This window comes from Streptomyces sp. col6 (assembly GCF_008042035.1).
Taxonomy (GTDB): Bacteria; Actinomycetota; Actinomycetes; order Streptomycetales; family Streptomycetaceae; genus Streptomyces.
Map to the genome: position 1 here is coordinate 118,099 of NZ_RDBL01000010.1, position 14,087 is coordinate 132,185.

Here is a 14,087-nt window from a genome sequence, read left to right on the forward strand (position 1 = left end):
ACGGCCGCGACCCCGCGCGGCACAGGCACGGTCGCTCCGTCTGGTGTGTACGCCGACCCGCCCACGAGGTCACCGGGATGTCCACATGCGGAATGGTCCGCACGTGGGCAGTTGGCAGGTCTTCGGACTCGCGGGCACGTCCTCCGTACGGAGGACACCTATTGGCCGTCGCTTCCCAGACCCGTCCGGGCCCAGTGCGTATGACGGCGGTCGTTCCCGCTCACCGCTGCGGGGCAGTCCCGGATTCCCACCGGGTTCCCTCTTGCGACACCCCGCCTGGCGGGCGGGGTGAACCAGCTGCTGCGCCCACCCTACGCCGTGGCATGGCGGGAAGAGACACACCGTCCAGCATCCGGAAGGTGCGACGGGACACCCCCGAGCAGGCACGGCAAGGGGGCGGGAGGCGTCGTGCCGACGCCTCCCGCCCCTCTTCCCCGTGTGTCGCCGGGTCCCTCAGCCCCGTGATGGGTGCGGGCCCCTCGGCCCGCGTCGTACCAGGCCCTCAGTCCTGGTCGTAGGTGTGGAACCCACGGCCGGCCTTCCGGCCCAGCAGCCCCGCCTCCACCATCCGCTGGAGCAGTGGGGGAGGTGCGTAGAGGGGTTCCTTGAACTCGTCGTAGAGCGATTCCGCGATCGAGGCGACGGTGTCCAGGCCGATCAGGTCGGCGAGCTTCAGCGGCCCCATCGGGTGGGCGCAGCCCAGCTCCATCCCGTTGTCGATGTCACCGGCCGTGGCGAAGCCCGACTCGGCCATCCGGATCGCGGAGAGCAGATACGGGACGAGGAGTGCGTTGACGACGAAGCCCGCCCGGTCCTGGCTGCGGATCACGGTCTTCCCGAGCATCCGGGTGGCGAAGCCCTGCACGGCGGCGGTGGTCGCGGCCGAGGTGTGCAGGGAGGTCACGACCTCGACCAGCGGCAGCACGGGCACCGGGTTGAAGAAGTGGAGTCCCACGACCCGGTCGGCGCGGCTCGTGGCCATGCCGAGCCGCATCACCGGCAGGGACGAGGTGTTGGTGGCCAGGACGGCCGCCGGGTCCTCGACGATCTTGTCCAGGGCGGCGAAGACCTCGGTCTTGGCGTCGGGGTTCTCGACGACGGCCTCGACGACCAGCTGCCGGTCGGCCAGGTCCTCCAGGCTGCCGGAGAACACGGTCCGGGCGAGTGCCTCCTGTGCCGCCGCCCGGTCGAGCTTGCCGCGCCGCACCGCCCGGTCGAGCGAGGCGGCCACCCGTTCGCGTGCCCGGCCGGCGGCCGTGGCGTCCACCTCGCAGACCACGGTGTCCAGCCCGGCACGCGCGCACACCTCCGCGATGCCCGCCCCCATCTGCCCGCCGCCGACCACCCCGACGCGTGTGATGCCCGCGCTCATGCCCGCACCTCCTGGCGGCGGACCAGGTGACGGGTGTAGGCGCCCGGAGTGAAGAACTGCGGCAACTCGCCCTGCATGGAAGTCTGTTCGAAGAGGATGCGGATGTCGTCGACGGGCGCCCACGGGTACTCGGCGCCGAGAGCGGCGATCTCCTCGTCGAGCAACGCCGTCACGGTCTCCCGGTCGATCACCCGGTGCCGCAGCCACTGCCAGATCTGAACGCGGGCGATCTCGGCGGTGGCCGCGTCCTCCATCAGCCCGTCGACCGCGACCGCGCCCTGCCCGCGCAGCCATGCCGCGTAGTACCGCAGCGCGACGGAGATGTTGGTCCGGACGCCCTCCGGGGTGGGCGGGCCGCTGATCCGGCGGACGGACAGCAGCTCGGCCGGGGTGACCTCGACGTCGTCGCGGGTGCGGTCCAGCTGGTGCGGGCGCGCGCCGAGGACACCGTCGAAGACGTCCCGGCAGACGGGGACGAGTGCCGGGTGCGCCACCCAGGACCCGTCGAAGCCGTCCTCCGCCTCCCGCTCCTTGTCGAGCCGGACCTTGGCGAACGCGGCTTCGTCGGCGGCCGGGTCCTTCCCCGGGACCTGCGCGGCCATGCCGCCGATGGCGTGGGCGCCGCGCCGGTGGCAGGTGCGCACCAGCAGTTCGGTGTACGCCCGCATGAACGGCGCCGTCATCGTCACCTTGGCGCGGTCCGGCAGCAGGAAGTCGGTGCGGTGGCCGAAGGTCTTGATGATGCTGAAGAGGTAGTCCCAGCGGCCCGCGTTGAGCCCGGCGCTGTGCTCGCGCAGCTCGTAGAGGATCTCCTCCATCTCGAACGCGGCGGTGATCGTCTCGATGAGCACGGTGGCCCGGACCGTGCCGCGCGGGATGGAGAGCAGCTCCTGCGCGAGGAGGAAGGCGTCGTTCCAGAGCTGGGCCTCGTAACGGTTCTCCAGCTTCGGCAGGTAGAAGTACGGGCCGGACCCGGCGTCGATCTGCCGCTGGGCGCAGTGGAAGAAGTACAGGCCGAAGTCGACGAGCGCGGCCGGCACCGGACGGCCGTCGTACTCCAGGTGCTCCTCGTCCAGGTGCCAGCCGCGCGGGCGGACCATGATCGTGGCGGGCCGGTCGCCGAGCCGGTACTCCTTGCCGTCCGGCGTCGTGAAGTCGATGCGGCGTTCGACGGCGTCCAGCAGGGTGAGCTGGCCGTCGACGATGTTCTCCCACAGGGGCGCGGTGGCGTCCTCGAAGTCGGCCATCCACACCTTCGCCCCCGAGTTGAGCGCGTTGACGGCCATACGGCGGTCGGGCGGCCCGGTGATCTCGACCCGCCGGTCGGTCAGCCCCGGCGCTGGAGGCGCCACCCGCCAGGTGCGGTCGTCGCGCACCGGGGCGGTGATCATGGGGAAGTCCAGGGGCGAGCCCGAGGCCAGTCGCAGTGCCTGGCGGCGGCGTTCCTTCAGCAGCCACTGCCGGCGCGGCTCGAACGCCTCGGCGAGCCGGCCGATGAACTCCAGGGCGGCGGGGGTGAGGATCTCGTCGTGCCGTCGGCCGGGTGCGGCGAGGACACGGACCTGCTGGGTGAGTGCGGTGGTGGTCATCGGGCTCTCCTGAGGGGGGTCGGCACCGGCCGCGGAGGGGGACGGGGACGGTCGTCCCCCTCCGCGGCCGGTGCCGACCGGACCCGCGCGGTCCGGCTCAGCGGCCTAGGGCCTTTCGTTCGGATCATGCTGGGCTCGCGGGGCGTGGCACGCACTCCCCCGAGCTCTCGGCTTCGCTCGAGCAGGGAGGGCCCCCCGGCGTTGTCGTCGGTTGCCAACGCTCCGCGTTGTCGCCCTCCTCCGCCTTGCAGCCGCACGCACCACGCCCCGCTCCCTGATCCAGCCTGATCCGAACGAAAGGCCCTAGTGGAACTGCTCTTCCTCCGTGGAACCGGACAGAGCGGTCGTGGAGGAGGCCGGGTTGACGGCGGTGGAGACCAGGTCGAAGTAGCCGGTGCCCACCTCGCGCTGGTGCTTGACGGCGGTGAAGCCCTGCGCCTGGGCGGCGAACTCCTTCTCCTGGAGATCGACGTACGCGGTCATGCCGTGGTCGGCGTAGCCGCGCGCCAGGTCGAACATCCCGTGGTTGAGGGAGTGGAAGCCGGCCAGCGTGATGAACTGGAACTTGTAGCCCATCGCGCCCAGTTCGCGCTGGAACTTGGCGATCTGGTCGTCGTCCAGGGCCGCCTTCCAGTTGAAGGACGGCGAGCAGTTGTACGCGAGCATCTGGTCCGGGTGCCGCGCGTGGATCGCCTCGGCGAACTCGCGGGCCTGCGCCAGGTCCGGGGTGCCGGTCTCGACCCAGATCAGATCGGCGTACGGGGCGTAGGCGAGACCGCGCGCGATGACCGGGGCCATGCCGTTACGGACCTGGTAGAAGCCCTCGGCCGTGCGCTCGCCGGTGACGAATTCGGCGTCCCGCTCGTCGACGTCCGAGGTCAGCAGGTTCGCCGCCAGCGCGTCCGTACGGGCGATGATCACGGTCGGGGTGTCCGCGATGTCGGCTGCCAGGCGGGCCGCGTTCAGCGTGCGGATGTGCTGCGAGGTCGGCACGAGGACCTTGCCGCCGAGGTGGCCGCACTTCTTCTCGGACGCGAGCTGGTCCTCGTAGTGGATGCCGGCCGCGCCCGCCGCGATCATCGCCTTGGTCAGCTCGAAGGCGTTGAGCGGACCGCCGAAACCGGCCTCCGCGTCCGCGACGATCGGCGCGAGCCAGTCGGTCGTGTCGCCGGCGTCCTCGGCGGTGGCGATCTGGTCGGCGCGCAGCAGCGCGTTGCTGATGCGCCGGACGACCTGGGGGACCGAGTTGACGGGGTAGAGGCTCTGGTCGGGGTAGGTGTGCCCGGCCTGGTTGGCGTCGGCGGCCACCTGCCAGCCGGAGAGGTAGATCGCCTGGAGTCCCGCCCTGACCTGCTGGACGGCCTGGCCGCCGGTCAGCGCGCCGAGCGCGTGGACGTAGTCGAGGTCGTGCAGCTGCCGCCACAGCCGTTCGGCACCACGCCGGGCGAGGGTGTGCTCCTCGCGGACGCTGCCGGCGAGCCGTACCACGTCCCCGGCGCCGTAGGTGCGCTCGATTCCCTTCCAGCGCGGGTCGGTCGCCCAGCGCCGTGCCAGGTCCTCGGCCGCATGTGTCCTCGCGTCTGCCATGGCTGTCTCCGCCTTCTCGGTTTGTACTGGTTGCCAACGTCGTCGTCCGGATGTGAACGGAGGTGGCACTTGGTGTCATCAGCTGGAATACGCGACCCGCCGGCACGTGGCGGTGGAGCTGGGCAATGTTGCCGACGCAGGGGCTGTCACCTTGACCGGGATCTCCGGCGTCAGGGAGGAAACCGTGCCCCGGATCCAGGGTGTCCCTGCCGTTGCCGGCGGGCCGCACCACGACTCTGGCACTGGCACTGAGTGCCATCAAGGGGGGATGTGTGCCAACATCTGCGAATCTTCACGGGCCGATTTGCCAATCTTGCGAAGCCCGGCAAGGTGGCTTGTTCGGCTACGCTGACCCGACGGAATCCCGGCATCGAGGAGCGGACCGGTGAGCAAGACGTACGCGGGCGCGCGGCTGCGGCAGCTGCGCGAGGAACGCCGGATGAAACAGGCGGACCTCGCGCGCGTCCTCGGCATCTCACCGAGCTATCTCAACCAGATGGAGCACGACTCCCGCCCGCTCACCGTGCCCGTCCTGCTCCGGCTGACCGAGGCGTTCGGCGTGGATCCGGCCTTCTTCTCCGAGCGCGACACCACCCGCCTCCTCGCCGATCTCCGGGAGGCCCTGGCCGGGGAGATCACCGAGTCCCGGGTCTCCCCGTCCGAGCTGGGCGAACTGGCCGCCCGGATGCCGGCGGTGGCCAAGGTGCTGCTGGACCTCGGCCGGCGCAACCAGCAGCTCTCCGAGCGCCTGGCGGGGGCGGCGGACGGCCGGGACCGCGACCGGGCGGCCACCACCACGCCCCATGAGGCGATCCGCGACTTCTTCTACCGCCGGCAGAACTACCTGCACGACACGGACGTCGCGGCCGAACGCCTCGCCGGCGAGATCGGCGTCCGCCCCGGCGAGGTATCCGGGGCCCTCACCGCGAGACTCGCCGACGCCCACGGGATCCGCCTGGCCGCCGAACCCGCAGGGCGGCTGCACCGGTACGACGAGCGAAGCCGCACCCTGCACCTGTCCCCGCGGCTGCGCCCCGGGCAGCGCGCGTTCCGCATGGCCACCCAACTGGCCCTCCTGGAACACGGGGACGGTCTCGACCGGCAGGCCTCCGAGGACTTCGCGCCCGGGTCGCCCAGCCATGCCCTCGCCCGGATCGGTATCGCCAACTACTTCGCCGCCGCCCTGATCCTCCCGTACGCCGCCTTCCACTCGGCTGCCGAGGACGTGCGCTACGACATCGAGCGGCTCGCCGACCACTTCGGCCTCGGCTACGAGACCATCTGCCACCGGCTGAGCACCCTGCAACGGCCGAGACTGCGCGGGGTGCCCTTCTCGTTCGTACGCGTCGACCGGGCCGGCAACCTCTCCAAACGGCAGTCCGCGACCGGGTTCCACTTCTCACGGGCCGGCGGCACCTGCCCCCTGTGGAACGTCTACGAGGCGTTCACCGCCCCGGGGCGCATCGACGTACAGGTCGCCGAAATGCCGGACGGGCAGCGGTACTTGTGGATGGCACGGGCCGTCACCCGGCACCGGGGCGGCTGGGGCGAACCCGGCAAGACCTACGCCATCGGGCTCGGCTGCGAGATCCGGCACGCCCACCGCCTCGTCTACTCGGACGGCCTCGACCTCACCAACGCCTCCCTCGCCACCCCCATCGGCATGGGATGCCGGGTCTGCGAACGCCTCGACTGCTCCCAGCGCGCCGCACCCCCGCTCGGCCGGCCGCTGCGCATCGACGAGAACAGCAGCACCTTCGTGCCCTACCCGGCCCGGGACGGCGACCCGGCCGGCTGAGGCAACGGCCCGGCCCCCGCGCGAGCGGGGACCGGGCCGGCGGCCTGTGGGCGGGGAGGCTCAGCTGCCCCAGCGCAGGGCGATCGTGTCACCCGCGTGGAGCACCTTCCCCCGGGTCGCACCGGCGAACGACGAGCCGTCGACGCTCACCTTCCAGGTGTTCGAACCGCTGTTGGCCTTGCCGTTGAGCGAGGTGAGGGTGCCGGTGCCCGACGCGGGCGTCACCCCGCTCACGCAGCCGGAGGGCGTGGCCGCCGTCGTGGCCGCGTCCAGCACCGCGCCGAGCGTGGCCGTCGTCCCGGTGGGGGTGAACGCGACCGAGCACACCTTGAGGCCGCCCGTGCCGTCGTCCACGGTCAGGGCCAGCTTCGTCGCGGTGCCCGAGGTGAAGGCGCTCTGCGCCACCCACTGGGGCGCACCGCTGGTGGCCGGGACCGGGGGAGCGGCGGTGAAGCCGCCTCCCGCAACCGCGCGCAGGCCGTCGATGGACGCGTAGGCGGACGGCGAGGTGTCACTGGGCAGGTACTTGAAGCCGCCGCCGGGGTTGAACTGCTGGGCGATGAGGAAGTCCACCGGGGTCTTGCCGGCCGAGGTCAGGAAGTCGCCCGTCTGCGGGTTGATCCCACAGGCGTTGAGCCCGGAGACGGCCCAGCCGTTGGAGTCGGTGTTGATCCCGAACATCGCGTTGAACGCGCCGCTGGCGGGGATGAGCTTGCTCTTGAGGAACGCCTTCGCCTGCGTGATGTCGGTGTCGGTGTTCGCGACGCCGGAGACGCACAGCGCGGCCATCGCCGCACCCGTCATGTCGATGTCGCTGGTGGTGGCGAGCTGCGTCGGGTCGCCCTCGGCCTTGCTGTAGTTCCAGCCGCCGTCGTCGTGCTGGTTGGCGCGGATTCGGGTGATCAGCGCGTTCCGCAACGACTGGGGTATGCGCTGCGCACCGGCCTGGGTCCTGGCGCCGCCCAGCGCGAGCGCCGCGAACACGGTTCCGTTGAAGTTCGCCGACGGGCCGAAGTAACCCGGCTCGGCCGTCTGCCAGTAGCCGTAGATGTCCCCGATCAGGTTGCGCGACGCGGAGACGCGGGACGGGTCGATGCCCGCCGCGTACGCGTTGAGCGTGGCGCGCTCGTAGTCGGTGACCACCGGTGAGGCGGACGGCCAGGCCGCCGTGGCGAGCAGGGTGCGGTAGACCGATCTCGCGTTCTTCGTGGTGTCGCCGCCCGGTGTGACGTCGACGGCGGCCGTTCCGGCGGCGGCGAGCGCGCTGAACGCCCACTCGTTGGACAGCCCCGTCCCGGCGTACGAACCGTCCGCCGCCTGGAGCGACTTGAGGTAGGCGACCCCGTTCGTCTTCGAGGTGGCGATCTGGGCGGGGGTGGTCGTCGCGGCGGCCGGCAGAACGGTCAGACAGAACGCGCCGAGCGATGCGGACGCGGTGAACGCGAGACGGCGCGGAAAGGTGAGGCGGGACATGGCCTGCTCCTGGGATGAGGGGCGCCGACCGGACCCGCGATGCTCACCGGACCAGGCGGGAGGCAGCAGCGGGCAGGGCCGCCGCCCGAACGCGTGGACCGGCTTCCTGAAGTGCTTCGCCGCGTGGGCATTCGGGCTCGGAACGGCCCCCGCCGTTCCACACCGCTGCGCGTCAGCCCCGGACTCTCACCGGGTTCCCCCATGTGGCAGGGCGGGACGCTACCGGACGCCGGACCGCCCCGCCAGACGGCCCCGCCGGCCGGACCGTCGGTCGCCGGGGCCGTCTTGACGTTCCGGGAACCACCGTGCTGCAATCCGCTCGACAAGCACTGAGTCCCAGGGGAAGCCGGTCGAAATCCGGCGCTGACCCGCAACCGTAGGCCCGGCACCGCCGGGCGAGCCGGATTACCTGGGGCCGATTACTGCAGCGAGAAGCGCCGTCGCGGACTACGGCGTGGTCGACCAGCCCTGCCCTGCGCCGGATCGCGCGCGGTGACGGGCCGCCTCTGCCACGTTCATGTCCCCGACGGGACGTGACGAGGGGGCCGCGGTGGAGACCGCACAGCGAAGAGACCGGCAGACGGGCGCACGTGCGCTCCTGGCCCTGATATCCACGGGCTTCCTGCTGCTTGCCATGTGCGTGACACTCGTCACGGTCACGCCCGCCGCCGCGGCAGACCCGGTCGGCGACTGCACGGCCACCGAAGGAGCCGTCGTCGCCGTCGACTTCGGCCCCTTCGGCGGGAAGGTCGAGCGCGGCTGCGACATGACGCCGACCACCGGCTACGACCTCCTGCACGACGGGGGCTTCACCACCGAGGGCACCCAGCACGACGGCCCCGCCTTCATCTGCCGCATCGGCCTCGGCTCGGGCACCCAGTACCCGACCGAGAAGCAGGAGGCCTGCGTCCTCACCCCGCCGGCCACCGCGTACTGGTCGTACTGGACCGCGTCCCCGGGCACCAACCGGTGGACGTACAGCCAGTACGGCGCCATGAGCCGCAAGCTGAAGGACGGTGACGTCGACGCCTGGGTGTTCGGCGGCACCGACATCGGCGGCAGCACCGGCAAGCCGACGTTCACCCCCGACGACGTGCGCGCCGGCGGCGGGACCGGGACCCCCGACCCGGGGAACACGCCCACCGTCCCCGCCGGGCAGATCGACCTCGCGGCGGCGGCCGGCTGGATCGGCGGCACGCTCAAGGACGGCGAACGCGTCGTGGACGACGGCGCCGACACGCCCAACTTCCTGCTGACCACCGAGGCGTTGTACGCGCTCGCCGCCGCCGACCCGGAGAACGCCCACCTCGCGAAGGTGACGGCCTTCCTCGCCGACCACACCGACGCGTACGCCTACCCGTCGGGCAAGGACGAGGCCCCGGACGCCACCGCCGCCGCGCGCCTCGCCCTGGTGGCCGAGGCCACGGAGGGCGACCCGCGCGGCTTCGGCGGGCACGACCTGATCGCGGACCTCGTCGGCCACGTCTGCCCGGCGGGTCCCGAATCGGGCAGCCCCACACCCGGCTGCACCGCCAAGGGCGACTTCCGTAACGCCGGCTACGGGGACGGCCAGGCGCTGGCCGTGCTCGCCGTGCTCCGCGCCGGTGTCACGCCCCCGGCCGAGGCGGTGGCCCGGCTCACCCAGCTCCAGTGCGAGGACGGCGGTGTCACCAGCATCCTGATCCGGCCCGGCGAGTACTGCGACGGGGACCCCGGCACCACCGGCCTGGTCGCCCTCGCCCTGCACGAGGCGGGCGGTCAGGACAAGGCGGTCGAGCAGGCCGTGGCGTATCTGAAGAAGGCCCAGCGCCAGGACGGGGCCTTCCCCGGGTACACCGGTGCTACCACCGGCAGCGTCTACGCCACCGGGTACGCCGCCCAGGCCCTGCGCGCGCTGGACGCCACCGCCCACGCGGACGCGGCGGTCGCCTGGCTGTCCCGCGAACAACTCGACGGCGGGGGCTTCGGGTTCGAGGAGGACGCCACCGACCCGGCGCTCTACGCGACCTCGCCCGCCGTCCTCGCAGGCGCGGGTACCGACCTCGGCCGCCTCACCACGAAGCAGCCCGACCCGACCGACCCGCCGGCCACCGAGTCGCCCACGACCGAGCCGCCCACCACCGGGCCGACCACGACGGACCGTCCCACCACCGGGCCCAGCCGCCCGGCCGGCGAAGGTCCCGACCTGAAGAAGGGCGTCGCCTACCTCACCAGCGCCGCCAACCTCCGTCAGGGCCAGTACTACCCGGCCGACCCGAAGCTCCCCGGCGCGGACTTCGGGCTCACCATCGACGGCGCGTACTCCCTCGCCGCAACCGGCCTCGACAACGACAAGCTGCGCGGCATCGTCGACTTCCTCGACCACGGGGGCAAGGACGGCGACGGCAAGACCCTCCAGGACTGGACCGGCGCCGGTACGAAGTACGCGCTGGGCGGCTCCATGGGCAAGGCCGCCCTCCTCGCCGAGGCCGTGGGCCGCGACCCGCGCGACTTCGGCGGCAAGGACCTCATCGCCGCGCTGAACACCGCCGTCTGTGAGAAGGCGAGCAAGGCCCCGGACCGCAGCTGCGCGGCCGAGGGCGCCTACACCTACGCGCCCTCCGTCTTCTCCCAGTCCCTCGCGATCATGGCCCAGCTGAGGGCGGACGAGAAGGACGCCGCCCAGAAGCCGATCGCGTACCTGGAAAGCCTCCAGCACGACAGCGGGGCCTGGCCCAGCCTGATCCCCGCCACGGGTGACTCGGACGTCGACTCGACCTCTATCGCCGCCATGGCCCTGGACCTTGCCGGCGGCGACAAGGCGGACCGGGCCGTCGACAAGGCGCTGTCCTGGATCGCGGGCAAGCAGCTGCCCGACGGCGGCTTCCCCGGCGCGGCCGGCAACTCGGTCAACTCGGCGGCCCTCGCCATCCAGGGGCTCTCGCTGGACCAGAAGCGCTACGACTCCGAGATCGGCAAGGCCCTGAAGTTCCTGGCCGGCCAGCAGAATTCCGACGGCGGTTTCAACGTCGCCCAGGACGGTCAGCGCGGATCGAACCTGCGCGCCTCCGCCCAGGCGGTCGGCGGAGCCACCGGTATCTCCTTCGCCCTGCTGGAACGCAGCCTGGAGGGCACCACCCCGCAGCCCGTCCCCAGCGCATCCACCCCGCAGATCATCACGCCCGGCGGCACCGGAAACATCGTCGACACCGACGGGGGAGGCGGCGCCCTCGCCTCGACCGGTGTGCGGATCGGCGCCCTCGCCGGCGCGGCGGCGCTGCTCGTGGCCGCCGGCTGGTGGTTCGTCGTCGTGTCCCGGCGCCGGGCCGAAGCGGAGGGCCGGATATGAGGACCCCCACCTGGCGCGGGGCCGTACGCGCGATCGTCGCCCTGCTGCTCGGGGCCGCCGCGCTGACGGCCAACGCGCCGTCGGCCACGGCCGATCCGCAGCCCATGGGCCGGTGCACCACCACCTCCGGCGTCGTGCTCGCGGTCGACTTCAGCCACTGGGGCGGGCCCGTCTACCGCTCCTGCGGAACTACCCCCACCACCGGGTACGAACTCCTCAACCAGGGCGGCTGGCGCACCACCGGCACCGGACACGACGGCCCGGCCTTCATCTGCCGGATCGGCTACAGCGGCCACCAGGGCGGCAAGCAGTACCCGACGCCCCAGCAGGAGGACTGCGTCCTGACGCCGCCCGCCTCCGCCTACTGGTCCTACTGGCATGCCGACCCGGGCGCGAGCACCTGGGAGTACAGCCAGCTCGGCGCCATGCTGTACAAGCCGAAGCCGGGCAGCGTCGACCTGTGGATCTTCGGCGGCACCGACATCGGCGGCACCAAGGGCCGGCCGACCCTCACCCCGGACCAGTTGCGCGCCCACAACACCAAGGCGCAGGGCGACGTGGGCAAGCCGGAGTCGACCGAGCGCGCCCCCGAGCTGCCGCCCGGCACGGACACCGGGCCGAAGGCGTCCCCCACGAAGAAGCCCACGCCGTCGGCGTCCGCCTCGCCGACGCCTTCCCCCAGCCCGTCGCAGTCCGCGTCGCCGAGCCCGTCGGAGACCGCCACGCCCACCCCGATCGCGTCGAGTACGGGTCCTGACGTGCTCGTCGCCGCCCCGGCGAGCGACGCGAAGACCGACGCGGGATCCGTCGTCCCGGTCGTCGCCGGCGGCGCGCTGATCCTGCTCGTCGGCGGGGCCGCCGTCTACGCGGCCAGGCGCCGGCGCCGCACCGAGTGAGCGGCACGACCGGCGTGGCGGCCGTCCCGGTGTCCGGCCACACGCCGGACACCGGCGGCCGGCGCCTGCCCAGGACCCTGCACCCCGTCGCCTGGTGGATCTGGGCGCTCGCCCTGGCCACGGCGGTCAGCCGCACCAACAACCCGCTGCTGCTGTTCCTCGTCCTCGCCGTCCTCGGCTACGTCGTCACCGCACGCCGCACCGAGGCCCCCTGGGCGCGCGGCTTCAAGTACTACCTGTACCTCGCCCTCACCGTCGTCGCGATCCGCGTCCTGTTCCGGGCGGTGTTCGCGACCGGCATCACCCCGCACGACCATTTCCTCTTCTCGCTCCCGCACATCCCCACCCCCGACTGGTACGCGGGCATCCAACTCGGCGGCCCCGTCTCGCTGGAGGCCCTGCTGTCGGCCGCCACCGACGGGCTCCGGCTCGCCTGCATGCTCTGCTGCATCGGCGCCGCCAACACCCTCGCCAACCCGAAGCGCGCCCTGCGCGTCCTGCCCGGCGCCCTGCACGAACTCGGCGTCGCCGTCACCGTCGCCATCAGCGTCGCGCCCCAACTCGTCCAGAGCGTCCAGCGTGTCGCCCGCGCGCGCAGACTCCGCGCCGGCCGCAACAAGGGGCTGAAGGCCCTGCGCGGCATCGTCGTCCCCGTCCTGGAGGACGCCCTGGAACGCTCTCTGCGGCTCGCCGCCGGCATGGACTCCCGGGGATACGGGCGGGCCGGCACCGCGACCCGCGACTCCCGGCGTGCCACCGGCGCGCTGATGCTCCTCGGCATGTGCGGGCTCTGTGCCGGGGCGTACGGGCTCCTCGACGCGACCGCGCCCCGCTTCCTCGGTTTCCCGGCCATGGCGACGGGCGCCGTGCTGTGCGTCGCGGGCCTGCGCCTGGGCGGACGCCGGGTGTCGCGGACCACCTACCGGCCCGATCCCTGGCTGCTGCCCGAGTGGACCGTCGCCGGCGCCGGGACGATCGCCGCCGTGCTGCTGTTCAGCAACATGGGGTACGACGCCGCCGAGCTCAACCCCTCCATCTATCCGCTCAGCTGGCCCACCCTGCCCGTGGTGCCGGCCTGCGCGATCCTGCTCGCCGGTACGGCCGGCTTCCTCGCACCACCCCCGGCCGCGCCCCGCCCGGCCGTACCCCGGCCGCGCGCCGAGAAAGCCGAAGCCACGTGATCACCTTCGACCAGGTCACCGTCCAGTACGAGGACACGGCCGAACCCGCCCTCCGCGAAGTCGACCTCACCGTCGAGGAGGGCGAACTCTGCCTCGTCGTCGGGCACACCGGCGTCGGCAAGTCCACGCTCCTGGGCGCCGTCAACGGCCTGGTGCCGCACTTCACCGGCGGCACCCTGTACGGCCGTGTCACCGTCGACGGCCGGGACACCGCCCACCATCCGCCCCGGGAACTCGCCGACGTCGTCGGTGTCGTCGGACAGGACCCGCTCGACGGCTTCGTCACGGACACCGTCGAAGAGGAACTCGCCTACGCGATGGAGCAGTTGGCGACCCCGCCCGCCGTCATGCGCAAACGCGTCGAAGAGACCCTCGACCTCCTGGGCCTCGCCGACCTGCGCCACCGCGCCCTCCACGAGCTCTCCGGCGGGCAGCAGCAGCGTGTCGCGATCGGCTCCGTGCTCACCGCCCACCCCCGCGTCCTCGTCCTGGACGAACCCACCTCCGCGCTGGACCCCACCGCCGCCGACGAGGTCCTGGCGGCCGTCACCCGCCTCGTCCACGACCTCGGCGTCACCGTCCTCATGGCCGAACACCGCCTGGAGCGCGTCGTCCAGTACGCCGACCGGGTCATCCACCTGCCCGGCGACGGCCGCGCGGTCCACGGTGCCCCCGCCGGCATCCTGCGCACGTCCTCCATCGCCCCGCCCCTCGTGGACCTCGCCCGCGCCGTCGGCTGGGACCCGCTGCCGCTCTCCGTCCGCGACGCCCGCCGTGCCGCCGCCCCGCTGCGGACCGGGCTCGCCGGAGTCTGCCCCGAACGCGTGCGCCCCGCCCCGCCCGCCGACGCCGCCACCCTGCTG

9 protein-coding genes and 3 riboswitches are annotated in these 14,087 nt (G+C 72.7%); of the genes, 5 read left to right on the top strand and 4 right to left on the bottom strand.

The annotated features are described in order from the left end of the window. Positions 1-95: 95 nt before the first annotated feature. Positions 96-313: riboswitch (cobalamin riboswitch) on the bottom strand. A 189-nt stretch (positions 314-502) separates the two neighbouring features. The 3 genes from EAO73_RS15420 to aceA form a co-directional block, all read right to left on the bottom strand. After that, entirely contained in the window at positions 503-1,372 is an 870-nt protein-coding gene (locus tag EAO73_RS15420) for a 3-hydroxybutyryl-CoA dehydrogenase (protein ID WP_147972113.1), read from the bottom strand. Further along, positions 1,369-2,961, bottom strand: coding sequence for a malate synthase A (aceB, locus tag EAO73_RS15425; RefSeq protein WP_147972114.1), 1,593 nt, complete (start codon positions 2,959-2,961; stop codon positions 1,369-1,371). Before aceB ends, EAO73_RS15420 begins: the two co-directional genes overlap by 4 nt. Positions 2,962-3,264: 303 nt before the next feature. Further along, on the bottom strand, positions 3,265-4,548 hold the full coding sequence (aceA, locus tag EAO73_RS15435) for an isocitrate lyase (protein ID WP_147972115.1): 1,284 nt from the start codon (positions 4,546-4,548) through the stop codon (positions 3,265-3,267). 385 nt (positions 4,549-4,933) lie between these two features. Between aceA and EAO73_RS15440 the strand changes: the two genes are divergently transcribed. Next, the gene (locus EAO73_RS15440; RefSeq protein WP_147972116.1) at positions 4,934-6,346 is read left to right on the top strand and encodes a short-chain fatty acyl-CoA regulator family protein; all 1,413 of its coding nucleotides are present in this window, start codon (positions 4,934-4,936) and stop codon (positions 6,344-6,346) included. A gap of 60 nt (positions 6,347-6,406) precedes the next feature. Here the strand turns inward: EAO73_RS15440 and EAO73_RS15445 are convergent, their stop codons facing one another. Then, positions 6,407-7,819 (bottom strand): hypothetical protein, encoded by a 1,413-nt coding sequence (locus tag EAO73_RS15445; RefSeq protein WP_147972117.1) that lies wholly within the window; start codon positions 7,817-7,819, stop codon positions 6,407-6,409. 125 nt (positions 7,820-7,944) lie between these two features. After that, positions 7,945-8,019, bottom strand: a riboswitch (cobalamin riboswitch). Between the two features lie 140 nt (positions 8,020-8,159). Then, positions 8,160-8,229: riboswitch (cobalamin riboswitch) on the top strand. Between the two features lie 140 nt (positions 8,230-8,369). Here EAO73_RS15445 and EAO73_RS15450 point away from each other — a divergent pair. From EAO73_RS15450 to EAO73_RS15465, 4 genes are all read left to right on the top strand, one after another. Further along, positions 8,370-11,147 (top strand): prenyltransferase/squalene oxidase repeat-containing protein, encoded by a 2,778-nt coding sequence (locus EAO73_RS15450; protein ID WP_191134089.1) that lies wholly within the window; start codon positions 8,370-8,372, stop codon positions 11,145-11,147. Beyond that, entirely contained in the window at positions 11,144-12,043 is a 900-nt protein-coding gene (locus tag EAO73_RS15455) for a hypothetical protein (RefSeq protein WP_147972118.1), read from the top strand. Before EAO73_RS15450 ends, EAO73_RS15455 begins: the two co-directional genes overlap by 4 nt. Further along, positions 12,040-13,224, top strand: a complete 1,185-nt coding sequence (locus EAO73_RS15460) for an energy-coupling factor transporter transmembrane component T (protein ID WP_191134090.1) — start codon at positions 12,040-12,042, stop codon at positions 13,222-13,224. Before EAO73_RS15455 ends, EAO73_RS15460 begins: the two co-directional genes overlap by 4 nt. Further along, a partial coding sequence (locus EAO73_RS15465) for an ABC transporter ATP-binding protein (RefSeq protein ID WP_147972119.1) occupies positions 13,221-14,087 on the top strand: 867 nt, incomplete at its 3' end. The genes EAO73_RS15460 and EAO73_RS15465, both read left to right, overlap by 4 nt.

Excerpts from the sequence above, each read along its gene's own strand:
- EAO73_RS15455 (WP_147972118.1), top strand. The coding sequence starts at position 11,144 with ATGAGGACCCCCACCTGGCGCGGGGCCGTACGCGCGATCGTCGCCCTG.
- EAO73_RS15445 (WP_147972117.1), bottom strand. The coding sequence starts at position 7,819 with ATGTCCCGCCTCACCTTTCCGCGCCGTCTCGCGTTCACCGCGTCCGCA.
- aceA (WP_147972115.1), bottom strand. The coding sequence starts at position 4,548 with ATGGCAGACGCGAGGACACATGCGGCCGAGGACCTGGCACGGCGCTGG.
- aceB (WP_147972114.1), bottom strand. The coding sequence starts at position 2,961 with ATGACCACCACCGCACTCACCCAGCAGGTCCGTGTCCTCGCCGCACCC.
- EAO73_RS15420 (WP_147972113.1), bottom strand. The coding sequence starts at position 1,372 with ATGAGCGCGGGCATCACACGCGTCGGGGTGGTCGGCGGCGGGCAGATG.